Source organism: Dokdonella sp. (assembly GCF_035511235.1).
Classification (GTDB): Bacteria; Pseudomonadota; Gammaproteobacteria; order Xanthomonadales; family Rhodanobacteraceae; genus Dokdonella.
Genome location: NZ_DATKFQ010000006.1, coordinates 91,130 through 114,862 on the forward strand (window position 1 = coordinate 91,130; position 23,733 = coordinate 114,862).

The following is a 23,733-nucleotide window of genomic DNA, read 5'->3' on the forward strand; positions in this document are numbered from 1 at the left end:
CACGCCGCCGCCGCTGCAGCGCGAGCGCTCGATCGCGACCGGCGGCGGCCGAAGCTGCCGGCGCAGTGTCTGCCGCGGACGATGCGGGCCGGTCAACCGCCGTTCAACAGCATGATCTCGCGCTCCTGCGCATCGAGCGTGATGCGCCCGCCATGTTCGCGCGCGAACGCGATCAGGGCCGCCAGCGCGGTCAGCTTGATCGTCGGCCGTCCGCTGATGCGCATCGGTCCCGGCGTATCGGCATCGGATGCGTGCGCCAGGGCCGGCTGGAAGTGGAAACCCAGACGGGAGAGTCGCTCGATCTCCTCGGCGCTGTCGTAGAACAGTTTGGTGGTCGTGACCGCAAACTTCACGCGGCGGATACCTCGATACGGCAGATGCGATGAAACCGATGGCCGTCGTGCAGGGCGGCGGCCGGTGCGCATCGTAGAGAGGCCGCATCAGGCGATGTGCCGGGTCCGTCACGCTTGCTCGCGGCGAGCAGATCAAGACACAGAAGTTGACGCATCGGGAGTCGCGCGCGTGCCGCTCGAGGCGGCGTGCACGCGGTCCTCGATCGGCGCCGAGCCGGGCCGATCGTCCCCGGTCCGTGTCGCGTGGCCCCTGCGCGCGGCGTTTGGCGTGGATACGACATCCGCTGTCCACAGGAGCTTCCGATGTCGATCGCAACGATCCTATCCGCCGTCCGGCTGCGGCGCAGCGGGGCGTGGCTCGCCGTAGCGCTGTTCGCCGCTCCGGTGTCGGCCGCCGACCAGGTCGGCTCGTACCGCAATCTGCTGCTGCGCAATCCGTATGTGGACGCAGCCGGCGCCGGCTTCGGCCGCGGCATCGTCGGCGGCGATTTCGACGGCGACGGCATCGACGACCTGGCGATCGCCGAGAGCGGCAGCACGCGTCTGCGCGTCGCGCTCGGCACGCCCTGGACTCTGTCGACGACGCAGCCGGTGATTCCGTTCCTGCCTTCGACGATCACGACGCCGTTTCAGTCCGGCGTGTTCGCGCGCGGCGATTTCGACGGCGACGGCCGCGACGAGATCGCGGTCGGCCATCCGTTCGTCAACGTCGGCGGGTCCGCCGGCGCCGGCACGGTCTACGTGCTCGACCGCGCCGTCAACGGCACCTGGTCGGTGCAGCTGACGATCCGCGCCGGCGGCACGTTTCCCGGCAGTCCGGTGGCGCAGGCGCATCTCGGCAATGCGCTGGCCAGCGGCGACTTCGATGACGACGGCTACGACGATCTGGCGATCGGCCTGCGCGGCCAGGTCGTCGCCGGCCAGGACGGCGCCGGCGCGGTCATGGTCATCTACGGCACGCCGGCCGGGCTTGCCGCGCCCGGCGCGCGCCTGTTCGATCGCAGCAACGACGGCCTGACGTTCGCGCCGCGCGAGGACGACCGCTACGGCTGGGCGGTCGCGGCCGGCGATTTCGACGACGACGGCTACGACGAACTCGCCGTCGGCGTGCCGAACGCGACCTGTCCGAACGGCTCGGATCGCGGCGGCGGCGTGGTCGTGCTGGCCGGGTCGGCGGCCGGTGTGGTCACCAGCGCGACGCGGATCTGGCGGCCCGGCGTGCTCGGCGTGCTCGGCGACTGCGCGACGGCCGGCGGTTTCGGCAACGCGCTCACCGCGAGCGAGTTCGACAGCCTGACCGGAACGCCCGACGATCTGGCGATCGGTGCGCCGACCACGGCCGGCGGCGGTGCCGTGCACGTGATCTACGGATCGGCCAGCGGGCTCGATGCGGAGCGCAACCAGCGCATGACGCCGCCGGTCCGGCCCGGCATCGACTCGTCCGATGCGCGTTTCGGCAACGTGCTGCTGAGCGCGCGTCTGGCCTACGACTGCGTCTTCATCGTCTGTATGGCGCGCAGCCTGGCGATCGGCGCGCCGTTCACCGACGTCGACGGTGTCGACGCGGCCGGCGTGGTCTGGCTGGTCATGCCGCGGCTCGGCGAGAGCTCGCTTGATCCGTCGACGATCCGGCCGATCCTGCCGAAGCCGCCGCTGCGGATCGCCGGGCCCGTTCCGAACACGCAGTTCGGCTCGGCGCTGGCCTCGGGCGACTTCAACGACGACAGCCGCGTCGATCTGGCGATCGGTGCCTATCTGTACGACGAGGCCGATGCGACCGACGCCGGCGCGGTCCAGGTGCTGTACCAGAGCGACTACCTGTTCGTCGATCCGTTCGAGTGAGATGGGCCGGCCGCGGTGCGCCGCGGCCCGCGGCAGGAATCGTCAGGCCGGGCCACCGCGCGCGCCAGCGTGCGGCCTTGTATCGGTGCAGCGCCGCGGTCACCTGTACGCGGCTGGTGCGCGCGACCGGACGCAGCAGGTCATCGACGCGATGCGCCGTGACGATCCGCAGTCGCGAGCCCGGAGCCCGCACGCCGCTCGCGCGGCGATCGAGGTCATTCCAGCGTGACGATCACCTTGCCGCGCGCATGGCCCTGCGCAACGTAGTCGATCGCGGCGGCCACCTCGTCGAGCCGGTAGCGGCGGTCGATGACCGGCTTGAGCCTACCGGCGCCCGCCATCGCGGCCAGCGTCCGCAGATCGTCCGGCTTGAGCTCGGCCAGCATCGTCGTCACGTTCGCCTCGACGAACGGCGCGCTCAGCACCGCCTGCAGCGAGCGGCCGAGCGGCCCCAGCCACGGATCGCGCTTGGGGCCGCCGATCAGCACCAGGGTGCCGCCCGGCTTGAGCGCGTTCCGCGTGTCGCGCAGCGAATGATTGCCGACGTTGTCGAGGATCAGATCGTAGCGCTCGGGCCGCTCGGTGAAGTCGTTCTGCGTGTAGTCGATCACGTGGTCGGCGCCGAGCGCGCGCATCAGCGCGAGGTTGCCCGTGCTGCACACGCCGGTCACCTCGGCGCCGAGCGCCTTGGCGATCTGCACCGCGTAGCTGCCGACGCCGCCCGACGCGCCGTTGATCAGCACGCTCTGGCCGGCGCGCAGGCCGCCGGCATCGCGCAGTCCCTGCAACGCGGTGGTCGCGGCGATCGGCAGCGCGGCGGCTTCCTCGAAGCTCAGCTGCGGCGGCTTGGCCGCGATCAGGCGCTGCTCGCGCACGAGGACGTAGTCGGCCAGTGCGCCGCTGCGCGCGCCGAACACCGCCTGGCCGACCGACCAGCGCGTGACCGCGCGGCCGACCGCTTCGACGGTGCCGGCGAAGTCGACGCCGGCGCGAATCTCCTCGGGCCGGCCGAACCCGGACGACAGCCGCATCACGTACGGTTTGCCGGTCATCTCGTGCACGTCGAGCGGGTTCAGCGCGGCCGCATGCACGCGTACCAGTACCTCGTCGTCGGCCGGCACCGGCCTGGCGATCCGCGCCAGCCGGAGCACCTCGCTGCTGCCGTAGCAGGCATGGACCACGGCGCGCATCGTATCGGGCCCTTCGGCGTCGGCCGAAGGCGCAGGGCACGGCGCCTCGTAGCGGATCGCGACCACCAGCGCGGCGACGCCGGCGATCGCCGCGAGCAGCAGGAAACGGACGATGCGCTTGATTCGGACCATGACGGCAGGGCTCCCCGAGTCGGCCGCGATGCGCGGCACCGGTGCGCAGGCGCCGGCACGGCCACTATCGGCGCTGCCGCGGCCCAACGGATGCGCAGCCGGACCGGTCGCGGTCTGCGCGGTGCGAACGGCGCCGCGCGCCGACGAGCCGCGGCGCCGCGCGTCGCGCCGGTCTGCACGATCCGGAGCTCGCGCGCGGTTCCCGGCCCGTGTGAACCGCGCCGGACCACCCCCTGCCGGCCGCATGGCAGGTCGCGATTAACCCGCCGGCGGCCAAGCTGTGCCGATGAGCATCCGCATCGGCATCTCCGGCTGGCGCTATGCACCCTGGCGCGGCAACTTCTATCCGAAGGATCTGCCGCAGCGCGGCGAGCTGGCCTACGCGGCCGGCCGGCTCGACAGCATCGAGATCAACGGCTCGTTCTATTCGCTGCAGACGCCGGAGCGCTACAGCGCCTGGCGCGAGGACACGCCCGCGCGCTTCGTGTTCTCGGTCAAGGCGCCGCGCTACATCACGCACATCCTGCGCCTGCGCGATACCGAGCAGGCGTTGGCCAACTTCTTCGCGTCCGGCGTGCTGCGCCTGCACGCCAAGCTCGGACCGATCCTCTGGCAGCTGCCGCCGTCGCTGCGCTACGACGCCGCGCAGCTCGATGCGTTCCTGCGCCTGCTGCCGCGCGATAGCGGACAGGCACTCGCGCTGGCGCGCCGGCGCGACATCGCGCGCATGCGCGGCCGCAGCGCGCTGGCGATCGACCGAGTGCGGCCGCTGCGGCACGCGCTGGAGGTGCGCCACGAGAGCTTCTGCGATCCGGACTTCGTCGCGCTGCTGCGTCGTCATCGCGTCGCCCTGGTCGTGGCCGACACGGCCGGACGCTGGCCGTATCTGGAGGACGTCACCGCCGGTTTCGTCTACGTGCGCCTGCACGGCGATGCCGAGCTCTACACGAGCGGCTACGGCGGGGCCGCGCTCGATCGGTGGGCCGGGCGGATCCGCGCCTGGGCGCAGGGGCGCGAGCCGGGCGATGCGCGGCGCCTCGCGCCGCCGGCGCCGCGCCGCGTACGCCGCGACGTCTACTGCTACTTCGACAACGACGCCAAGGTGCGGGCACCGGTCGACGCGCAGGCGCTGATCGCGCGGCTGCATGCGCGGCGCTGAACGCGCCGTGCCGTCCGGCGCGTTTGGCGCCTGTCATTTCGCCGTGCCGCGGCCTCGGGTAGATTGGCGGGTGCCGGCGCGGCGGACCGGTCGATCTGGCGCACCGCCGCGCCGCCCCGGCTCGTTCGTGACGGGAGCAGGCGCGGCGCCGCGATCGCTACGGCGGCCATCGCCCGGCCCAGTGCGCTGCGGCGGCGCGGATACCGGAAACCAGGCCTGATCGATGCCGACGCCGATGCACCCCGCCGATGCCGACACGAAGACCCGGCCGCCCGGTACCGCGGGCGAGGTCTTTCTGGCGTTTCTGAGGCTGGGGCTGACCTCGTTCGGCGGTCCGATCGCGCACGTGGGCTACATGCGCGACGCGTTCGTGCTGCGTCGCCGCTGGCTCGACGAGGCGCGTTTCGCGCAGCTGCTCGCCGTCTGCCAGTTCCTGCCCGGACCGGCCAGCAGCCAGCTCGGCTTCGCGATCGGCCTGTTTCGCGGCGGAGCCGCGGGCGCGCTGGCCGCGTTCGTGGCCTTCACGCTGCCGTCGGCCCTGCTGATGCTCGGCTTCGCGGCGGTGGCGCCGCGGCTCGGCGCCGGCATCGGCGCGTCGGCGCTGCACGGCCTGAAGCTGGTCGCGGTGGTCGTCGTCGCGCACGGCCTGCTCGGCATGCTGCGGCAACTGGCGCCGGACCTGCCGCGGCTCCTGATCGCCGCCGGCGCTACTGCGCTGGTGATCCTGAGCGGCGCCGCCTGGGCGCAGCTTCTCGCGATCGCGCTCGGCGGCGTGCTCGGCCTGTGGCTGTGCCGGCATCTGCGCACGGCCGCGGTCGCGATGTTTCCGCTGCGCTACGGTCCTCGCGGCGGCGCGGTGTGTCTGGTGCTGTTCCTGGCCGGGCTCGGCCTGGCCGCGCTGGCGCCGACTGCCGCTGCACCGACCGCCGCCGGCATCGCCGGCGCGTTCTACCGGGCCGGTGCGCTGGTGTTCGGCGGCGGCCACGTCGTCCTGCCGCTGCTGCAGCACGGCGTGGTCGATACCGGCTGGGTCGGTGCCGATACCTTCCTCGCCGGTTACGGCGTCGCGCAGGCCGTGCCCGGCCCGATGTTCTCGTTCGCCGCGTTCCTCGGTGCCGAGATTCCGGTCGGCGCGCCGGCCGGCGTCGGTGCGGCGATCGCGCTGATCGCGGTGTTCGCGCCGGGCTTCCTGCTGCTGCTCGCGGTGCTGCCGGTCTGGGCGCGGCTGGCACGGCAGCGCCAGGCCGCCGCCGCGATGGCCGGCATCAATGCTGCCGTCGTCGGTCTGCTCGCGGCGGCTTTCTACGATCCGGTCTGGACCGAAGGCGTGCGCGCGCCGGCCGATGCGGTCATCGCCGCGATCGGCTTCGGCCTGCTCGCGTTCGCACGGGTCTCCTCGATCTGGATCGTGGCCGGCTGCGTCGCCGCGTCGGTCGTCGCGGGCCTGCAGGTCTAGCGCGCACGGCGCGTGCCGGTAGCCGGCAGCCGGGCTTCGCGGCCGCCCGCGGCGGCCTGGGCACCCATCGCGGCGGACGGCGCGCCGCTGCGACGCGCTTTTTACGCGGAATTGACGGTCCCGGCGTTCTTGCGCATGGCGGCTTTACGCGCGGCGCGACCAGACTTTCGCGGTCGGCGGAACCCCTTCCGCCAGGATCGCCCCGATGTCCTTTCGTCCGTTTTCGCGCAGGCCCGGCGCCGTGCGACTGGTTTCCTCCGTGGCGGCGGCCGCCCTGCTGACGGCCAGCTCCGTCGGCGCGGCCGCCCGCTTCGACGGCTCGGCCGCATTGACCAGCGACTACGTCTGGCGCGGCACCACGCAGAGCCGCGGCGATCCGGCCGCGCAGGCCGGCTTCAAGGCCGGCACCGGCGGCGGCTGGTATGGCGCCGTGTGGGGTTCGACCGTGGAGTTCGCCGCGGACACCGAAGCGAGCAGCGAGCTCGACCTCACGTTCGGCTGGAGCGGCGCGCTGTCCGAGGACTGGGCGCTCGACCTCAATCTGACCCATTACCGCTATCTGTCCGCGAGCCTCGACCTCGACTGGACCGAGGCCATCGGCCTGCTGACCTGGAAGCAGAATTACTGGGTACAGCTCGGCTACTCGAACGATGCGCTGGCGAGCGGCGAGACCGGCGTCTATGCGCAGCTCGGCGCGAAGTGGCCGTTGAGCGATCAGGTCCGTCTGGACACCGTGGCCGGCTACTACGCGTTGGACGGTGTCGACGGCGACGGCTACGCGCATGTGCAGCTCGGTGCGGTCTGGGCGTTTCGGGCGCCGTTCGAGCTGCGCCTGACCGCGCACGCCACCGACAGCGCCGCCAAAACGCTGTTCCCGGGGCTGGCCGGCTCGCGCGTCGAGGCGGCGCTGCAGGCCACGTTCTGAGGGCGCCGCGATGACGTCGCTTCTTCATCCGCTGCTGGCGCTGACAGGCGTGCTCGCCGGTGCCGCCGTTCTGTTCCTGCTGATCACGCGGCGCGTGCGCGCCGCGATGGACGACATCCATGACTGAGTTCATTCTCGTTTTCGCGCTGGCGATCGTCCTGGGCTGGCCGCTGGGGCGCTATCTGGCCGCGGTGATGCGCGGCGCGCCGATGCGCGGCGACCGGCCGTTCGGCACGATCGAGCGCCCGATCTACCGTCTGCTCGGCGTCGATCCGGCGCAGGGCATGGGCTGGAAGGCGTATGCCGGGGCATTCCTTGCCAGCAACCTCGTCGTCGGCGTGCTGACCCTGATCGTCTTCATGACGCAGGCCTGGCTGCCGCTCAATCCCAACGGCGCGCCGAACCTGCGCTGGGATCTGGCCCTGCACACGATGGTCTCGTTCCTGACCAATACCAACCAGCAGCACTACTCGGGCCAGGCGCAGCTGTCGCATCTGGCGCAGATGACCGGCATCGTCGGCCTGCAGATGGCGACGCCGATGATGGGGCTGGCCCTGCTCGCCGCGACGCTGCGCGGCCTGTTCGGCGGGCGCGAAACCGCGGATGCCGCCGGGCGCGGCCGCGATCCGGCCGACCTCGGCAACTACTGGGCCGACGTGATCCGTCCGGCCGTCCGCGTGCTGCTGCCGCTGTGCCTGCTGTGGTCGCTGGCGTTGACCTGGCAGGGCGTGCCCTCGACGCTGCACGGCGGCCCGGCGGTGGTGCCGGTCGATGCCTCGGCGCAGATGGCCGAACAGAAGATCCCGGTCGGTCCGGTCGCGCCGATGGTCGCGGTCAAGCAGCTCGGCAGCAACGGCGGCGGCTGGTACGGACCCAACAGCGCGGTGCCGCTGGAGAACCCGACGCCGCTGTCGAACCTGCTCGAGATGCTGGCGATCGTCCTGATCCCGGTCGCGATCACGTTCATGGTCGGCGCGTTCACCGGCCGGCGCGCGCTGACTGCCCTGGTGTTCGGCACGATGCTGACGATGTCGCTGGCCTCGACGGGTGCGGCGCTGTGGTCGGAGAGCCTGTCCGGCACGTCCGGCGACGTCGCGCTGATGGAGGGCAAGGAGGTGCGCTTCGGCGCTGCGCCGTCGGCGCTGTGGGCCGCGGTGACGACGCAGACCTCGAACGGATCGGTCGATGCGATGCACGACTCGCTGGCGCCGCTGACCGGACTGGTCACGATCGGCAACATGCTGGTCAACGCGATCTGGGGCGGCATCGGCTGCGGTCTGCAGCAGTTCCTGGTCTACCTGCTGCTCGGCGTGTTCCTGGCCGGCCTGATGACCGGCCGTACGCCGGAACTGTTCGGCCGCAAGATCGAGGCCCACGAGGTGAAGCTGCTGGCCGCGCTGGTGCTGCTGCAGCCGCTGGTGCTGCTGGGCTTCACCGCGATCACGCTGGCGCTGCCGTCGATCGCCGGCACCTCCAATCCGTCGTTCCACGGCATCAGCCAGGTGTTCTACGAGTACACCTCGGCGTTCGCGAACAACGGCTCGGGTTTCGAGGGACTCGGCGACGCGACCTACTGGTGGAATCTCAGCACGACGCTGGCGCTGCTGCTCGGCCGCTACCCGGCGCTGATCGTTCCGCTGGCGATCGCCGCGTCGCTGGCGCGCAAGCGCGCCGCGCCGGACGGTCCGGGCACGCTCCGGATCGAGACCCCGACCTTCGCACTGACGCTGATCGCCGTCGTGCTGATCCTGACCCTGCTGCAGTTCATGCCGGTGCTGGTGCTCGGTCCGATCGCCGACCACCTGGCCCTGCGCGCGCTCTGAGACCTTCGACATGACCGCTTCCATCGTTTCCTCGCATCAGGCCGGCCGCGCGCCGGCCCTGCTCGACCGCGCCGGCTTGCGGGCCGCCGTCGCCGGCGCGTTCGTCAAGCTGGCGCCGCAGCACGCGTTCAAGAACCCGGTCATGGCCGTGGTCTGGCTCGGCACGCTGCTGACCGCCGGCCTGACCTTGGCCGGCACCACCGCACCCGGCCTCGGCTGGGCGGTGACCGCGCTGCTGCTGGTGACCGTGCTGTTCGCCAATTTCGCCGAGGCCGTCGCCGAGGCGCGCGGCCGCGGCCAGGCCGCCTCGCTGCGCCGCGCGCGCAAGGATCTGGTCGCGCGCTGCGTCGATCCCGCACACGGCGGCGCCGAGCGCCGCGTGCCCGCGGCCGACCTGAAGCCCGGCGATCACGTCGTCGTCTCGGCCGGCGAGCAGATTCCGGCCGACGGCGAAATCGTCAGGGGGCTGGCCACGATCAACGAGTCGGCCGTGACCGGCGAATCGGCACCGGTGCTGCGCGAAGCGGGCACCGACCGCAGCGGCGTGATCGGCGGCACCCAGGTGCTGTCCGACGAGATCGTGGTGCGGATCACCGCCGAGCCCGGCCACAGCTTCCTGGACCGCATGATCGCGCTGGTCGAGGGCGCCAACCGGCAGAAGACGCCGAACGAGATCGCGCTCGGCCTGCTGCTGCTGACGATGACGCTGACGTTCCTGATCGTCGTCGTGACGCTGCCGTTCGTCGCCGGCTTCGTCGGCGCCCGGCTCGATCCGCTGCTGCTGGTCGCGCTGCTGGTGTGCCTGATCCCGACCACGATCGGCGGCCTGCTGCCGGCGATCGGCATCGCCGGCATGAACCGCGCGCTGGCCGCCAACGTGCTGGCCAAGTCCGGCAAGGCGGTGGAGGTGGCCGGCGACGTCGACGTGCTGCTGCTCGACAAGACCGGCACGATCACCCACGGCGACCGCCAGGCGACGCGCTTCCATCCGCTGGCCGGCGTCGATCGCGAGCGGCTGCGCGATGCGGCGATGCTGGCCTCGCTGGCCGATCCGACGCCGGAAGGCAAGTCGATCGTGCGGCTGGCGCGCGAGCAGGGCGCGCAGCCGGTGGAACCGCAGCAGGCGCTTTTCGTCGCGTTCAGCGCGCAGACGCGGATGTCCGGCGTCGATCTCGGCGCTGATTCCGGCGCGACGCCGCGCCGGATCCGCAAGGGCGCGGCCGACGCGATCCTGCGGCACGTGCAGGCGCTCGGCGGTGTCATGCCGGTCGAGCTCGCCGCGCGGGTCGAGCAGGTCGCACGCAGCGGCGCGACGCCCCTGGTGGTCAGCGACGGCGGCCACGTCCTCGGCGTGGTCGAGCTGTCCGACGTGGTCAAGCACGGCATCAAGCACAAGTTCGCGCAGATGCGCGCGATGGGCATCCGCACCGTCATGATCACCGGCGACAACCCGCTGACCGCCGCCGCGATCGCCGCCGAGGCCGGCGTCGACGACTACATCGCCGAGGCGCGGCCCGAGGACAAGCTGGCGCGGATCCGCCAGGAACAGGCCGGCGGCCGGCTGGTCGCGATGGTTGGCGACGGCACCAACGACGCGCCCGCATTGGCGCAGGCCGATCTCGGCCTGGCGATGAATTCCGGCACCCAGGCCGCCAAGGAGGCCGGCAACATGGTCGACCTCGACTCGGACCCGGCCAAGCTGCTGGAGGTGGTCGAGATCGGCAAGCAGCAGCTGATCACGCGCGGCGCGCTGACGACGTTCTCGCTGGCCAACGACGTGTCGAAGTACTTCGCGATCCTGCCGGCGCTGTTCGCGGCCGCGATTCCCTCGATGGGCGCGTTGAACGTGATGCAGCTGTCCAGCCCGGCGAATGCCGTGCTCGCGGCGCTGATCTTCAACGCGATCATCATTCCGCTGCTGATCCCGCTGGCGCTGCGCGGCGTGCGCTTCCGTCCGGCCGGCGCCACCGCGCTGCTGCGCCGGAACATGCTGGTCTACGGCATCGGCGGCGTGCTGCTGCCGTTCGCCGCGATCAAGCTGATCGACCTGCTGCTGACCGCCGTCAGCGGCGCCTGAGGACTGCCCATGAACACATCCATCCCGACCCCGAACCTCTGGCGCGCTGCGCTGGCGCTGGCCCTGGTCGTCCTGCTCGGCTTCGGCCTGCTGTACTCGCTGGTCGCCGCCGGCGCCGGCCGCCTGCTGTTTCCGGCCCAGGCCACCGGCAGCCTGATCGAGCGCGACGGCCGCGTGATCGGCTCGGCGCTGGTCGCGCAGCCGTTCGCCGACGACCGCTACTTCCGGCCGCGCCCCTCGGCCGCGAGCTACGACGCGATGGCGCTGGCCGGCAGCAACCAGGCACGGACGAACCCCGACCTGCGCGCACGCATCGACGCGGCGCGCGCCGCGGTCGCTGCCCGCGAGGGCGTGACCCCGGCCGAGGTGCCCGGCGATCTGATCACCGCCTCGGGCAGCGGCATCGATCCGCACCTGTCGCCGGCCGCGGTGCGTATCCAGATCGCCCGCGTGGCGCGCGCGCGCGGCCTGCCGGCCGGCGAGGTCGAGCGCCTGGTCGCCGCGCATACCGAGGCGCCGCAGTTCGGCGTCCTGGGCGCGCCGCGCATCAACGTGCTCGAGCTGAACCTGGCGCTCGACGCGAGCGGCGCGGAGCGCACAATATCGCCATGACCGTCCCGCGCGAGCGCCAGGCCGACGCCTTGATCGACCATCTGCAACGCGAGCAGGGCGGCCGGCTGACGATCTTCCTCGGCGCCGCGCCCGGCGTCGGCAAGACCTATACGATGCTCTCGCGCGCACGCGAGCTGCGCCGGCAGGGGCGCGACGTGGTCGTCGGCATCGTCGAGACGCACGGCCGCGCCGAAACCGCGGCACTGACCGAGGGCCTGGAGATCCTGCCGCGCCGGCGCGTCGCCCATCAGGGCCGCTGGCTCGAGGAGATGGACCTGGACGCGCTGCTGGCGCGGCGGCCGCAGATCGCGCTGGTCGACGAGCTGGCCCATCGCAACGCGCCGGGCAGCCGCCACGAGCGCCGCTGGCAGGACGTGATCGAACTGCTCGATGCCGGCATCGACGTCCACACGACGATCAACATCCAGCATCTGGAAAGCCTCAACGACGTCGTGCACCGCATCACCGGCGTGCGCGTCGCCGAGACCGTGCCCGATATCGTGTTCGACCGCCTGCGCGACATCGTGCTGGTGGACCTGCCGCCGCGCGAGCTGATCGAGCGTCTGCACCAGGGCAAGGTCTACCTGCCGGAGCAGGCCGCACAGGCGCTGCAGGCGTTCTTCTCGCCGTCCAACCTGATCGCGCTGCGCGAGCTGGCGATGCAGACCGCCGCCGATCGCGTCGACAGCGATCTGCGCGAGGACCAGGCCGCGCGCGGGCTGCCCGGCCTGCGGCTGCGGCGGCGCGTGCTGGTGGCGATCGACGGTTTCGGGCAGTCCGAGTACCTGGTGCGCGCGGGACGGCGCATCGCCGAGCGCCGCGATGCGCCGTGGAGCGTGGTGACGGTGCAGACGACCGATGCGGTCGACGCGACGCGCCAGCGCGAGATCGACCAGGCCTTCGCGCTGGCGCGAAGACTCGGCGCCGACACCGAGGTGCTGCGCGGCGCGCGCATCGCCGAAGCGCTGCTCGACCATGCCGCGCAGAACGGCGCCTCCACCCTGGTGCTGGGGCGCACCCGCGAGCGGCCGTTCGCGCGCATGTTCAACCGCACGCTGACGCAGCAGATCCTGCAGCGCGGCGCGCACTACGAGCTGGTCATCATCAGCACGCCGGGCGCGCGCGCCCGCGCCCGTGCCCGGCGCCGCGCGGACGATCCGCGCCGCGGCTGGTTGTACGGCGACATCGGCTTCGCCGCCGTGGCCTCGCTGCTGGCGGTCGGCATGGCCTGGCTGGCCGAGCGCTGGCTCGGCCTGGAAGACCTGTCGATGGTGTTCATCGTCGCCGTGGTGCTGGTGGCCGCGCGCACGCGCATGAGCGCCGCCGTGGTCGCCGCGGTGCTCGGCTTTCTCGCCTACAACTATTTCTTCATCGAGCCGCGTTTCACGCTGAACATCGGCGCGCGCCAGGGCGTGGTGACGGTACTGCTGTTCCTGGTCGCGGCGCTGGTCGCCGGGCGTCTGGCCTCGCGCCTGCGCATGCAGGTGGTGGCGCTGCGCGCGGCCAATGCGCAGGCCACCGCACTGCAGGCGCTGGGGCGTGAGCTGGCCGGCGCGGCCGACCTCGGCCAGGTGCTGTCCGCCGGCCGCAAGGCGCTGGCGCGCGCACTGGCGGCCGAGGTCTGGCTGCGCGTGGACGATCACGAGGCACCGCCCGCGGCGGCGCTGTCGGAGATCGACCGCGCCGCCGCCGACTGGGCATTGCAGCACGGCCAGGCGACCGGCCGCGATACCGACACGCTGGCCGGCGCCGCGTACGGATTCCTGCCGTTGCGCGGCGACCGCGGTGCGCTCGGGGTGCTCGGCCTGCGCTGGGACGCGAGCGCGCCGCGTCTGCTGCCGGAGCAGCGGCGGCTGGCCGAGGCGATGGCCGAGGACGTCGCGCAGGCGGTCGTGCGCACGCGCCTGGTCGCCGAGCTGGAAGACGCACGCGTCAGCAGCGAGACCGAGCGCCTGCGCTCGGCGCTGCTGTCGTCGGTATCGCACGACCTGCGCTCGCCGCTGGCCGCGATGATCGGATCGGCCAGCAGCCTGTCCTCGTACTGGGACGCGATCGCCGCCGAGGACCGGCGCAGCCTGCTCGAGACGATCCAGCACGAGGGCGAGCGGCTGGACCGCTACATCCAGAACCTGCTCGACATGACGCGGCTGGGCCATAGCGGGCTGCAGCTCAACCGCGACTGGATCGGCGTGGACGAGCTGCTCGGCTCGGCGGTCGGCCGCCTGCAGCGCTACCAGCCGCAGGTGCGCGTGCAGACCACGGTGGCGCCGGACGTGCCGCCGGTCTGGGTGCATCCGGCGCTGATCGAGCAGGCCGTGTTCAACGTGCTCGAGAATGCCGCCCGGTTCTCGCCGCCGGACCAGGCGGTGGAGGTGGATGCCAGGCTGGCCGACGGCGCGCTGCGCATCGACGTGCGCGATCACGGCCCGGGCATCCCGCAGGACGAGCGCGACCGCATCTTCGACATGTTCTACAGCGTCGAGCGCGGCGACCGCGGCGGGCCCGGCACCGGGCTGGGACTGGCGATCTGCCGCGGCATGGTCGGCGCGCACGGCGGCAGCGTGCAGGCGCTGCCGGGGCCGGATGGCCGCGGCACGCTGATCCGGATTACCCTGCCGCTGCTGACCCCCGCGCCGCAGGCACCGGCTTGACCGATCGCCCACCACCGACCACCGCCTCCGCACCACCGGCCCGCATCCTGGTGATCGACGACGAGCCGCAGATCCGGCGCTTCCTCGACATCAGCCTGCGCGCGCAGGGCTATGCGGTCGCGCTGGCCGGCAGCGGCCGCGCCGGCCTCGCCGAACTGGCCGCGCACGGCGCCGATCTGGTCGTGCTCGACCTCGGCCTGCCGGACCTGGACGGCCACGGCGTGCTGCGCGAGCTGCGGCAGTGGTCGCAGGTGCCGGTGATCATGCTGACCGTGCGCGACGGCGAGGCCGAGAAGGTCGCCGCGCTCGACGGCGGCGCCAACGACTACGTGACCAAGCCGTTCGGCGTGCAGGAACTGATGGCGCGCATCCGCAGCCTGCTGCGTGCGCGCATCACCGCCAGCGAGGCGGCGATGCCGCTGTTCGACGACGGCCGTCTGCACGTGGATCTGGGCCGTCGCGAGGTCAGGCTGGACGGGAGGATCGTCGTGCTGAGCCGCCGCGAGTTCGCGCTGCTCGCGCTGCTGCTGCAGCACCCCGGCCGCGTCGTCACGCAGCCGCAGCTGCTGCGCGAGCTGTGGGGCCCGGACCATCAGGACGATACGCACTACCTGCGCATCCTGGTCGGCAAGCTGCGCCAGAAGCTGGGCGACGACGCGACCGCGCCGCGCTACATCGCGACCGAGCCCGGCGTCGGCCTGCGCTTCATCGCTGCGCCGCGAGGGTGATGCCGGGCCTTGCGTTTCAGGCCGCGAGCGGGATGCCGCGCAAGGCTTACGGGACGGACGGTTGGATCCGGCGCCGGGCTCGCGCGGCCGGGCCGAGCGCGCCGGTTCGGGTGCCGGTCAAGCAGCCGCGCGCATGATCGGCGCCATGAACACGCCCGCGCCCGCCGCCGATCTGGTCGCCGCCCTCGATGCGCTCGAGCGCCGGCTGCCGCAGATCGTCGCGGCGCATCCGGAGCCCGGCGCATTCGCGTGCGCCTGGGGCGCGGAGGCCGATGCGATTCTCGCGCTGACGCGGCCGGCCGACGAGTCCTATGCCAACGGCCGCGTCGCGGCGATGCTCGCCGCGGCCGGCGTCGAGCCGGGTTTCGACCTGTGCGGGCCGGAGGCGCCGCCGGCGTCCTGAGCGCGTTGACGGTGAGTGTGCGGTGGCGGTGGCCGGGTGCGATGAAGGCCTGACCCGACCGATCGAACGCTGCATCGGCGTCCGCTCTCGATACCGGATCGAGGCCAAGCCGGACACGTCGAGCGGCGCCGCCGCTGGCGATTGCGAGTCCGGCCGTGTACGGTCGTCGCGGCGGCCGGGCGATCGTTCCGGTCAGCGAAACCGGAGGAGCGGTCGATGCGGATCAGGGGTCTTCTCGTCGCGGGTGTGCTGGCCTGGGCGCAGGCTTCCACGGGTGTGGCTCAGCCGGTGATCGCGCCGCCGCCCGCGCCGGCCGGCGCAGAAGCGGACGCCGTGGCGCAGCCCGCACGGACCGCGCTGCCAGCGGCGTTCGCGCAGTTGCGCGAGCGCGAGTTCGCGGCGGCCCGGCGCAGCTTCCAGGCGATCATCGAGTCGCCGGGCTTCGATGCGCTCGACGAGAGCCAGCAGTACGAAGTCCTGTCTCTGGCCGGTGGCCTGGCCGACGATCTCGGCGATCCGGCGCATGCGCATCCGCTGCTGGTCCGTGCCAGCGGCTATCCGCAGGTCGAGGGCGGTGTCTGGTATACGCGGCTGAAAGCTTCCGCTGCCCTGGGGGACGATGCCGATGCGGCCCGCTGCATCACGATGCTCGCGCGGCGCTGGCCGGCGATCATGCGCGAGCTCGACGAGCGTGCCATTCAACGGCTCGCGACACGACTGGAGCGGCAGGCCGCCGCGACCAATGAGCATCGCGAGCTGCTGGACGCATTGTTCGATACCGGTTTCACCGTCGGCGGCGAACCGCCCGATGCGCTCTGGCTGTCGCTGGTGCGTCTGGCGCTCGAGCAGGATCACGTGGCGCGTGCCCGCGCGGTCGCGCGCAAGATCGGATCGCCGAGTTCGATTCTCGCCATGCACGTCGATCGGAGGTTCGATCGCGTCGTCGACTCGGCGGAGCGATTCCAGCTTCGCGCTGCCGTGGAGGCCGACATCGAGCGGATACGTGCTCTCGTCGAATCGGAACCGACTCGGCTGAGTCATCGGGTGATGTTGCAGCGACGGCTGCTCGACGACGGTCGCGACGCCGCTGCGCTGGCCGACGTCGATGCAGTGATCGCGCTCATTACGGAAGCCGAGGGGACGAGGTACTACGTCGATTTCGACGACGAGTATCCGTGGGTACTCGATCAGCGTGCCGAGGCGCTGTGGGGGCTGGACCGATGGGAGGAGGCAATCGTCCAGCTACGCCGAGCGGCAAAGCGACCGGAAGAAGGCGGCATGAACGTCAGTCAGGCGCTCAATCTGGGCTGGTATTACGCCGATCTCGGTGAGGCCGACAAAGCGCTCGAGGCAGTCGAAGATCTCGGCGAAACGAGTCCGTACGGTCGCATGCGACTGGAGATGCTGTACCTGATGGTGGCGGTACAGCGCGAGGACGCATCCGCAGTGCAGCGGCATCTGGCCTTCATGCGCGATCACCGCGAAGACGCCATCGCGACCTACCAGCTGGCCCTGATGCATGCGGGTCGTGTCGACGAGGCAGCCGCAGTGCTGATCGAGCGGCTGCGCAATCCCGAGTGGCGTTCGGACGCGCTGATCGAAGTACAGCCTTCCAAGGCTGTAGAGAAGCCGCCGAGCAGGGCCGCGCGCGACAAGCGCAGCAAAGCGGTGATCGCCCGGCCCGAGGTGCAGGCGGTGATCGCCGAGGTGGGCTACCTGCGTCCCCCGAGTACGACGGCCGCACCGGCTTCGTGATAAACCCCTCGCTGGATCGCCGATACGCAGTGCGTGGCCATTGGATCGCCTGCACGGTGTTCCCGTCGTATGCGACCCGGCCATCTGAGGCGTAACAGGTTCGGCTTCGAGGTGGATGCGACTGGCCGGTTACGCGATCAGGAGTGCGTCTCGCGCCCGGCCGGCAGCGCTGCGCCGCCCCGGTGAAATGCGCTGAGCAGCGGCGAGGCCATGAACGTGGTCAGCAGCGTCATCGCGAACAGCATCGTGAACAGCTCCGCACCGATCAGGCCGGCGTCGAAGCCGATCTTGATGACGATCAGCTCCATCAGGCCGCGCGCATTCATCAGCGATCCGACCGCGAGGCTGTCGCGCCAGCCGTGGCCGCCGAGCCGCGCGCCGGCCGCGCAGCCGGCGATCTTGCCGACGATCGCCACGGCCAGCACCAGGGCCAGCGCGCCGAGGCCGGCGCCGGCGAACGCGCCGGGCGTGGTGTTCTGGCCGGCCAGCGCGAACACGATCGGCATCAGGAACACCACCGCGACCGGCTCGATGCGCGTGGTCAGCGCGTCGAGCAAGCGGTCGTCGCGCGGCAGCGCGATGCCGAACAGGAACGCGCCGAACACGGCATGCAGTCCGATCCACTCGGCGAACGCCGCGCAGGCGAGGCAGCCGATGAGGATCCACGCGAACGCAGCGGCCGGCAGCTCGCCGTGGCCGATGCGCGGCCGCAGCAGGCGCGCGTAGAGCGGCTTGAGCACCGCGAAGACGGCTGCGACCAGCACGGCCGCGCCGAACACGGTGAGCAGCACCTGCGTACCGTCGCCTCCGCGCGCGAGCGCCACGACGAAGGCCAGCAGGATCCACACGCAGCCATCGTCGATGACCGCCGCGCTCAGCGCGAGCCGGCCCGGCACCGATCGCGTCAGGCTGCGATCGCGCAGGATCCGCGCCAGCACCGGGAACGCCGTCACCGACAGCGCCGCGGCCACGAACAGCGCAAACGGCCAGAACGGTACGCCGGCCGGCGCGTAGCGCGGATGCAGGAGCGGCGAGACGGCGAGGCCGAGCAGCAGCGGCACCGCGATGCCGAGACCGCCGACCAGGAGCGCCGAACGCAGCTGCGCGCGCGTGCCGTCCGGCGCACGCAGCTCCAGCCCGACCAGGAACATGAACAACGCGACGCCGACCGTGCCGAGCCCCGACAGCGCGGGCAGCGACGATGGCGCGAATAGCAGCGCGTGCAGATCCGGCAGCCAGGCGCCGAACACGATCGGCCCCAGCAGCAGACCGGCCGCCATCTCGCCGATCACCGGCGGCTGGCCGATCCGCCGGAGCAGAAAGCCGCAAACGCGCGCGGCGATCAGGATCGACGTCAGCTGGACGAGCAGGAGCGTGGGGGCGTTCAAGGGCGCTTTCCGGACACCGCGGGCGGCCTGCGCCGTGGCGCGGCGATCGTATCGCAGAAAGTCCCATTCCTTGCGGTGCGCCCGCGTTCGGGATCGCCGGTGATCGATGGCCGGCGGAACAAGGTGCTGCGGCTTGTCCATCCGCACGAACGGCAGTGAGGCGCGCCGCCTGGTGCCGGTGTCGGGCGGCTGTCCGCGAACCGGTCAGTCCGGCGTGCCGCGAACCTCGGCCGGCGCGCCCGGCGGATACGCAATCGCCGCTAGGCGGACCCACGCCTCGCGCCGGCACGCGGCCGGCGTCCGGCCGCGCGCCGCGGACCAGGCGGTCAGCTCGGCATCGGCGGCGGCGACGCGATGCGTCACCGCGCCAGCGCCTTCAATGCGTCGAGCCGGTCGGCTTCCGCGGCCGGCTTGTCGCGGCGCCAGCGCAGGATGCGCGGGAAGCGCACCGCGATGCCGGACTTGTGCCGGCTGCTGCGGTTGACCGCCTCGAAGCCGAGCTCGAACACGTGCTCGGCCGGTACCGAGCGCACCGGGCCGAAGCGCTCGAGCGTATGCGCGCGGATCCAGCGGTCCAGTTCGAGGATTTCGCGATCGTCCAGGCCCGAGTAGGCCTTGGCGACCGGCACCAGCGCCTCGCCGTCCCAGAGCCCGAACGTGTAGTCGGTGAACAGCGTGCTGCGCCGGCCGTGGCCGGACTGCGCGTAGAGCAGCACCCCGTCGATCGTCAGCGGCTCGATCTTCCATTTCCACCAGTCGCCGCGGCGGCGGCCGACCTGATAGACCGATTCGCGCCGCTTCAGCATCAGGCCCTCGACGCCGCGCTCGCGTGCATCTTCGCGACGGCGCGCCGCCTCGGTCCAATCGCGCGCGTCGACCAGTGGCGACAGCGCGATGCGCGGGTCGGCCAGCTGATCGACCAGCGTGGCCAGCGTCTCGCGCCGCTGCCGCAGCGGCAGCGTACGCAGGTCGGTGCCGTCCAGTTCGAGCAGGTCATAGGCCAGCACGCGCGCCGGCGCCTCGGCGAGCAGCCTGATGCCGGGCTTGCGCCGCTGGATGCGCTTCTGCAGAGCCGTGAACGGCAGCGGCCGATCCTCGCGTTCGCCCCAGGCCAGCAGCTCGCCGTCGATCACGCAGTCGCGCGCGAGCGCGCCCGCGGCGGCCTCGATCTCCGGGAAGCGCCCTTCCAGGCGCTCCTCGCCGCGCGACCACAGCGCGACCTCGCCACCGCGGCGGATCAGCTGCAGGCGGATGCCGTCCCACTTCCACTCGAGCAGCCAGTCGCCGACCTCGCCGAGCCGCGCGGCCACTTCGATACCGTCCGCCGGTTCCAGCGGCGAGGCCAGGAAGAACGGATACGGCTGCTGCCGATCGCCGGGCAGTTCCTCAACCGTCAACAGATCGCGCATGAAGCGCGGCGAGGGCGTCCAGGCGCCGAGCATGCGCTGCGCGATGCGCGCGATGTCGATGCCGCTCATCTCGGCCAGCGCTTGCTGCACCAGCCGCTGCGAGACGCCGACGCGCAACGCGCCGGTCAGCAGCTTGTTGAACAGCAGGCGCTGATCGAAGCCGAGCGTGCGCCAGGCGCGCACGACGGCGTCGCGGCGCAGCGCCTCGTCGGCGCCGGCCGGCGGCAGCAGCTCGCGCTCGATCCACACATGCAGCGGCCGGTCGTCATCCTCGGCCGCCGGATCGTCGAGCAGCAGCGCCAGCGTCTCGGCCAGGTCGCCGACGTGGTCGTAGCAGTCCTCGACCAGCCACTCCGGCTGGCCGCTCTCGGCGACGATCCACGCACGCAGCTCGCGGCTGTTGGCGATGCGCGCGCGCGACGCCGCCAGCTTGCCGCCCGACAGCAGCCACAGCGCCCAGGCTGCATCCTCGACCGGCGCCTCGCGGAAATACGCGACCAGCGCCGCGCGCTTGTCGGCCGTGCCGGTGCTGCGGTCGAGTTCGCGATACAGCGCCGCGAAGCGCTTCATCGCGCGACCCTCGTTCGGACGGGCAGGGCACTCATGCCTCCTCGTCTCCGAAGCTCGTGCGAAACGCCTCGGCGGCGACGCCGGACTCGTTCAAGGCACGCACGATCGCATCGGTGCTGCCGTGCGTGGCGATGACGCGCCGCGCGCCGGTCTCGCGCACCGTGCGCATCAGATCGGGCCAGTCGGCATGGTCGGACACGACGAAGCCGCGGTCGTAGTTGCGGCGTCGGCGATTGCCGCGCAGGCGCATCCAGCCCGACGCGAACCCGGTCTGCGCGCCGCGGAAGCGCCGCATCCACGGACTGCCGGCCGCCGACGGCGGCGCCAGGATCAGCTCACCGGCGAAATCGCGGCCCTTCTCCTCCTCGGCCACCGCACGGGTCGCGAGCATCGCAATGCCGGCATCGCGATAGACCTGGACCCCCGCCGCGATCGCGCCGTGCAGCAGCGCCGGCCGGTCGGTCACTGCGGCCAGTTCGGCCAGCAGCCGCTGCGCCTTGCCGAGCGCATAGCAGAACAGCACCGCCGCCTCGCCGCGCGCCGCACAGCGCTCGCGCCAGTCGACGATGTCGCGGACCACCTCGCGCGTGTCGGGCCAGCGGTACACCGGCAACCCGAACGTCGCCTCGGTGATGAACACGTCGCAGCGCACCGGCTCGAACGGCGCGCAGGTCGGGTCGGGCTGGCGCTTGTAGTCGCCCGAGGCGACCCAGACCTCGCCGCCGGCCTCGATCCGCACCTGCACCGATCCGAGCACGTGCCCGGCCGGATGCAGCGAGACGCGCGCGCCGCCGAGCTCGAACGGCGCACCGTGCTCATGCACGTGGTAGCGCTGCTCGCCGAGCCGCCAACGCAGGATCGGCAGCGACCCCGCGCTGCAGTGGTACTCGCCCATCCCGATCCGCGCATGATCGCCGTGCCCGTGCGTGATGACCGCCCGCGGCACCGGCCGCCACGGGTCGATATGGAAATCGCCGGCGGGGCAGTACAGACCTTCGGGACGCAGTTCGACCAGATCGCGCGGGGCAGGCATGGATCTGGAGTATAGGGAGGGGAGCTGAAGGGGATGGCCTACGAGAACGGCGGCGAAGACCAATTTGTGCCAGCTCATAACGATCGCGGCGCAAGCTTCGCGGGCATCTGTGCCCATTTCTAGGGCGATTCGATAGAAGTGGCAGCGCGCTGCTTTCGGTGACGCGGTGAGCGGCAAGCCGCAACCGGCCGATAAGGCTATGCGGCCGCGCCGTGTAGTTCGTTGCACGCGTCGGTTTTTGTACGCTGCCGACCCCGGGCTCCACAGGCATGCGTCGTGGCAACTTTGGCGAATCCGAAAGACCGATGCGTCGGCGAGATGAATCGTCTGTTATCGACCCAAAGCAGGTGATCGCAGCCGTCGGGTCTAGTCTGCTTGAGCGAACGAGTAGTCGGTTGCGGCGTCTATGCTGCTCGTTGCTCAGGTCTTGACATGGCGTGTCGAACTCAGTGCCAGCATCAGCGCCACTTCCCACGACCCCGCTCGCAAGATCGATTGAAGGAAAGCGGCTACCTTCGGATCCTTCTGCCGGACACGCCGTACGTTCTCGTGCGTGCGCTTGTCCACAAACAGGGCATCCACATAAGGCGCGTGGCTGAGTAGATGAATGTCCTCCAAATCGCTCGCGCGAGTTTTGGACGCCAACTATGGCCGCTGGAACCCCTATCCAGATGGCTGCACCGACTACGCAACCTGCCAAGGCCCATTCTTGATCAGACGCCCCTGGCGGCATGAAAATGTGGGGAAACCTAAGGGCGCGCGCTAACCGTAGGCCCAACTATACGTCGGCTTGTTAGCCGGACCAAGTCGCCCTAAGATCGGGCTGTATCAAGGAGATAGCCCACCATGCGGTGCGCTGTGGATAAGTCGTATACCGGACCCAGGACCCGACTATTAGGTATTTGGGCAGCAATGTCATTCTTCGCATGGCTCAACAAGCAGGTTCTTCGCGTACTTCCGCGGACCGAGGCATAGCTCCTTCTGGTCGCCCTCATTCCGGCATTTGTCTACGGCTATACCCATGGCCCATGGGTCGGAATCAAAGTTTTTTTGTTATCGCGCTTGTTACATGCTGGGCCTACCGTGGGCGTTTTGGGACATGCTCTTCCCCAGGGGGAGCTGATTGTGGCTAGCTTGCCGCCTAATAATACATTCAAGCCGAAGCCGCTTCGCGGGTCGGCTTAACTCAGATGATATACGCCAAAAGGGGGGGGGCTGATGGACGTGCAGAAGGCAAGCTTGTGGGATTTGGTTAAGGCTATTGTGGCTCTTGCACTAGCCGCAGTTATATCTTTCAAGATCATCGACACGCCAATGGCTATGACGGTGGACTTCCCGACATTGTTATCTCTGTTGCTAGCTCTCTTCTCTGTAGCGCTTGCTGCATTGTTCTACTTCAAGGCAACTGACACCAGCAACACCTTCTACGACAATACTTACAAGTTCACAAGAGACATCGCTCAATTGCTAGCAAAGATGGAAAGTGGATTCGGAGAGCGCCTTCGCCATCTTGATGAGGGTTATTCTTCGATGCGTAGTTATCTTGAAAGCCGTCCAAGCGACCGATCTAGCGAGGCGGCTGAGAAGACTAAGCAGAAGATCGAAGACGAGAAACAAGAAGTACATAAAGTCATAGAGCAGAGAAATAAAATAGTTAAGGAGTTACTCGATAGATCGCAGCTGCAGGAGCAAGAGAAAAGAGCATTCTCTGATCAGCTTAAGCAGAAAGAGGAAGAGCTATCGGGACTACAGCAAGAAATGTCGCGACTGAACAGGCAATTGTTCATGGAGCGTTTGAGGCGACGGCGACTACTGGCAGATGAACAGAGTGGATCCGGTGCCATAGATCGTTTCACAAAATCACATGTGATCGAGAAGATCGGAAATGAACGCTTGCTACAGCTGTCCTCCATGGCCATCCGCAAGCTTTTTGATCGGATGATTGAGGATCTTCCCGGCGGATACATTGAAGATCTTGAGAAACTCGGTTACTTCGAAGACGGACTAACAATGTCGGGAGCGAAGTACTTGAAGTCTTTGGTCAAGGAAAGTGGCTCATAACAATTTATTCACGTGACCTGAGACGAATCGTGTAGCCATGCGGATGGTGAGTTCTCTACCCTCAACAGGCAAGGAGAACTCATGAAGAAGCGTTTCAGCGACGAGCAGATCATCTCGATCCTTCGCGAGGCCGAGGCCGGCGCGATGCCGATCAAGGCCCTGTGCA

At 70.4% G+C, this 23,733-nt stretch carries 17 protein-coding genes; 12 read left to right on the plus strand and 5 right to left on the minus strand.

Going from position 1 to position 23,733, the window contains the following annotated elements:
* Nucleotides 1-92: 92 nt before the first annotated feature.
* On the minus strand, nt 93-353 hold the full coding sequence (locus VMR06_RS03530; RefSeq protein ID WP_325373049.1) for a hypothetical protein: 261 nt from the start codon (nt 351-353) through the stop codon (nt 93-95).
* A gap of 303 nt (nt 354-656) precedes the next feature.
* Here VMR06_RS03530 and VMR06_RS03535 point away from each other — a divergent pair, with 303 nt between their 5' ends.
* Complete coding sequence (locus tag VMR06_RS03535) at nt 657-2,195, plus strand: FG-GAP repeat protein (protein WP_325373051.1); 1,539 nt, start codon at nt 657-659, stop codon at nt 2,193-2,195.
* Nucleotides 2,196-2,410: 215 nt separating this feature from the next.
* On the opposite strand, the gene VMR06_RS03540 is transcribed toward VMR06_RS03535, so the two are convergent.
* Complete coding sequence (locus VMR06_RS03540; protein ID WP_325373053.1) at nt 2,411-3,517, minus strand: NAD(P)-dependent alcohol dehydrogenase; 1,107 nt, start codon at nt 3,515-3,517, stop codon at nt 2,411-2,413.
* 286 nt (nt 3,518-3,803) lie between these two features.
* Here VMR06_RS03540 and VMR06_RS03545 point away from each other — a divergent pair, with 286 nt between their 5' ends.
* From VMR06_RS03545 to VMR06_RS03590, 10 genes are all read left to right on the plus strand, one after another.
* A complete protein-coding gene (locus VMR06_RS03545) occupies nt 3,804-4,676 on the plus strand; it encodes a DUF72 domain-containing protein (protein WP_325373055.1) in 873 nt (290 codons plus the stop codon).
* A 235-nt stretch (nt 4,677-4,911) separates the two neighbouring features.
* Complete coding sequence (gene chrA / locus VMR06_RS03550) at nt 4,912-6,132, plus strand: chromate efflux transporter (RefSeq protein ID WP_325373057.1); 1,221 nt, start codon at nt 4,912-4,914, stop codon at nt 6,130-6,132.
* Between the two features lie 205 nt (nt 6,133-6,337).
* Complete coding sequence (locus VMR06_RS03555; RefSeq protein ID WP_325373059.1) at nt 6,338-7,057, plus strand: TorF family putative porin; 720 nt, start codon at nt 6,338-6,340, stop codon at nt 7,055-7,057.
* Nucleotides 7,058-7,176: 119 nt separating this feature from the next.
* Complete coding sequence (kdpA, locus tag VMR06_RS03560; RefSeq protein ID WP_325373061.1) at nt 7,177-8,880, plus strand: potassium-transporting ATPase subunit KdpA; 1,704 nt, start codon at nt 7,177-7,179, stop codon at nt 8,878-8,880.
* A gap of 10 nt (nt 8,881-8,890) precedes the next feature.
* Entirely contained in the window at nt 8,891-10,957 is a 2,067-nt protein-coding gene (gene kdpB / locus VMR06_RS03565; RefSeq protein ID WP_325373063.1) for a potassium-transporting ATPase subunit KdpB, read from the plus strand.
* A gap of 9 nt (nt 10,958-10,966) precedes the next feature.
* A complete protein-coding gene (kdpC, locus tag VMR06_RS03570) occupies nt 10,967-11,569 on the plus strand; it encodes a potassium-transporting ATPase subunit KdpC (protein ID WP_325373065.1) in 603 nt (200 codons plus the stop codon).
* Entirely contained in the window at nt 11,566-14,220 is a 2,655-nt protein-coding gene (locus VMR06_RS03575) for a sensor histidine kinase KdpD (RefSeq protein ID WP_325373067.1), read from the plus strand. Before kdpC ends, VMR06_RS03575 begins: the two co-directional genes overlap by 4 nt.
* Nucleotides 14,217-14,948 carry a response regulator transcription factor gene (locus VMR06_RS03580; protein WP_325373069.1) on the plus strand — a complete coding sequence of 244 codons (732 nt, stop codon included), beginning with the start codon at nt 14,217-14,219 and terminating at the stop codon, nt 14,946-14,948. The genes VMR06_RS03575 and VMR06_RS03580 overlap by 4 nt, the downstream gene beginning before the upstream one ends.
* A gap of 145 nt (nt 14,949-15,093) precedes the next feature.
* Nucleotides 15,094-15,351, plus strand: coding sequence for a hypothetical protein (locus VMR06_RS03585; protein ID WP_325373071.1), 258 nt, complete (start codon nt 15,094-15,096; stop codon nt 15,349-15,351).
* Nucleotides 15,352-15,567: 216 nt separating this feature from the next.
* The gene (locus VMR06_RS03590) at nt 15,568-17,106 is read left to right on the plus strand and encodes a hypothetical protein (RefSeq protein WP_325373073.1); all 1,539 of its coding nucleotides are present in this window, start codon (nt 15,568-15,570) and stop codon (nt 17,104-17,106) included.
* A 137-nt stretch (nt 17,107-17,243) separates the two neighbouring features.
* On the opposite strand, the gene VMR06_RS03595 is transcribed toward VMR06_RS03590, so the two are convergent.
* From VMR06_RS03595 to VMR06_RS03605, 3 genes are all read right to left on the minus strand, one after another.
* The gene (locus tag VMR06_RS03595; RefSeq protein ID WP_325373075.1) at nt 17,244-18,494 is read right to left on the minus strand and encodes a cation:proton antiporter; all 1,251 of its coding nucleotides are present in this window, start codon (nt 18,492-18,494) and stop codon (nt 17,244-17,246) included.
* Nucleotides 18,495-18,853: 359 nt separating this feature from the next.
* Complete coding sequence (locus tag VMR06_RS03600) at nt 18,854-20,473, minus strand: ATP-dependent DNA ligase (RefSeq protein ID WP_325373077.1); 1,620 nt, start codon at nt 20,471-20,473, stop codon at nt 18,854-18,856.
* A 31-nt stretch (nt 20,474-20,504) separates the two neighbouring features.
* Nucleotides 20,505-21,506, minus strand: coding sequence for a ligase-associated DNA damage response exonuclease (locus tag VMR06_RS03605; protein ID WP_325373079.1), 1,002 nt, complete (start codon nt 21,504-21,506; stop codon nt 20,505-20,507).
* Nucleotides 21,507-22,724: 1,218 nt separating this feature from the next.
* Between VMR06_RS03605 and VMR06_RS03610 the strand changes: the two genes are divergently transcribed.
* Nucleotides 22,725-23,567, plus strand: coding sequence for a hypothetical protein (locus VMR06_RS03610; RefSeq protein WP_325373081.1), 843 nt, complete (start codon nt 22,725-22,727; stop codon nt 23,565-23,567).
* Nucleotides 23,568-23,733: the final 166 nt, after the last annotated feature.

Bases quoted from the DNA above. Each gene is read 5' to 3' on its own strand.
- VMR06_RS03535 (WP_325373051.1), top strand. From the start codon at position 657: ATGTCGATCGCAACGATCCTATCCGCCGTCCGGCTGCGGCGCAGCGGG.
- VMR06_RS03540 (WP_325373053.1), bottom strand. From the start codon at position 3,517: ATGGTCCGAATCAAGCGCATCGTCCGTTTCCTGCTGCTCGCGGCGATC.
- VMR06_RS03545 (WP_325373055.1), top strand. From the start codon at position 3,804: ATGAGCATCCGCATCGGCATCTCCGGCTGGCGCTATGCACCCTGGCGC.
- chrA (WP_325373057.1), top strand. From the start codon at position 4,912: ATGCACCCCGCCGATGCCGACACGAAGACCCGGCCGCCCGGTACCGCG.
- VMR06_RS03555 (WP_325373059.1), top strand. From the start codon at position 6,338: ATGTCCTTTCGTCCGTTTTCGCGCAGGCCCGGCGCCGTGCGACTGGTT.
- kdpA (WP_325373061.1), top strand. From the start codon at position 7,177: ATGACTGAGTTCATTCTCGTTTTCGCGCTGGCGATCGTCCTGGGCTGG.
- kdpB (WP_325373063.1), top strand. From the start codon at position 8,891: ATGACCGCTTCCATCGTTTCCTCGCATCAGGCCGGCCGCGCGCCGGCC.
- kdpC (WP_325373065.1), top strand. From the start codon at position 10,967: ATGAACACATCCATCCCGACCCCGAACCTCTGGCGCGCTGCGCTGGCG.
- VMR06_RS03575 (WP_325373067.1), top strand. From the start codon at position 11,566: ATGACCGTCCCGCGCGAGCGCCAGGCCGACGCCTTGATCGACCATCTG.
- VMR06_RS03585 (WP_325373071.1), top strand. From the start codon at position 15,094: ATGAACACGCCCGCGCCCGCCGCCGATCTGGTCGCCGCCCTCGATGCG.
- VMR06_RS03590 (WP_325373073.1), top strand. From the start codon at position 15,568: ATGCGGATCAGGGGTCTTCTCGTCGCGGGTGTGCTGGCCTGGGCGCAG.
- VMR06_RS03600 (WP_325373077.1), bottom strand. From the start codon at position 20,473: ATGAAGCGCTTCGCGGCGCTGTATCGCGAACTCGACCGCAGCACCGGC.
- VMR06_RS03605 (WP_325373079.1), bottom strand. From the start codon at position 21,506: ATGCCTGCCCCGCGCGATCTGGTCGAACTGCGTCCCGAAGGTCTGTAC.
- VMR06_RS03610 (WP_325373081.1), top strand. From the start codon at position 22,725: ATGGACGTGCAGAAGGCAAGCTTGTGGGATTTGGTTAAGGCTATTGTG.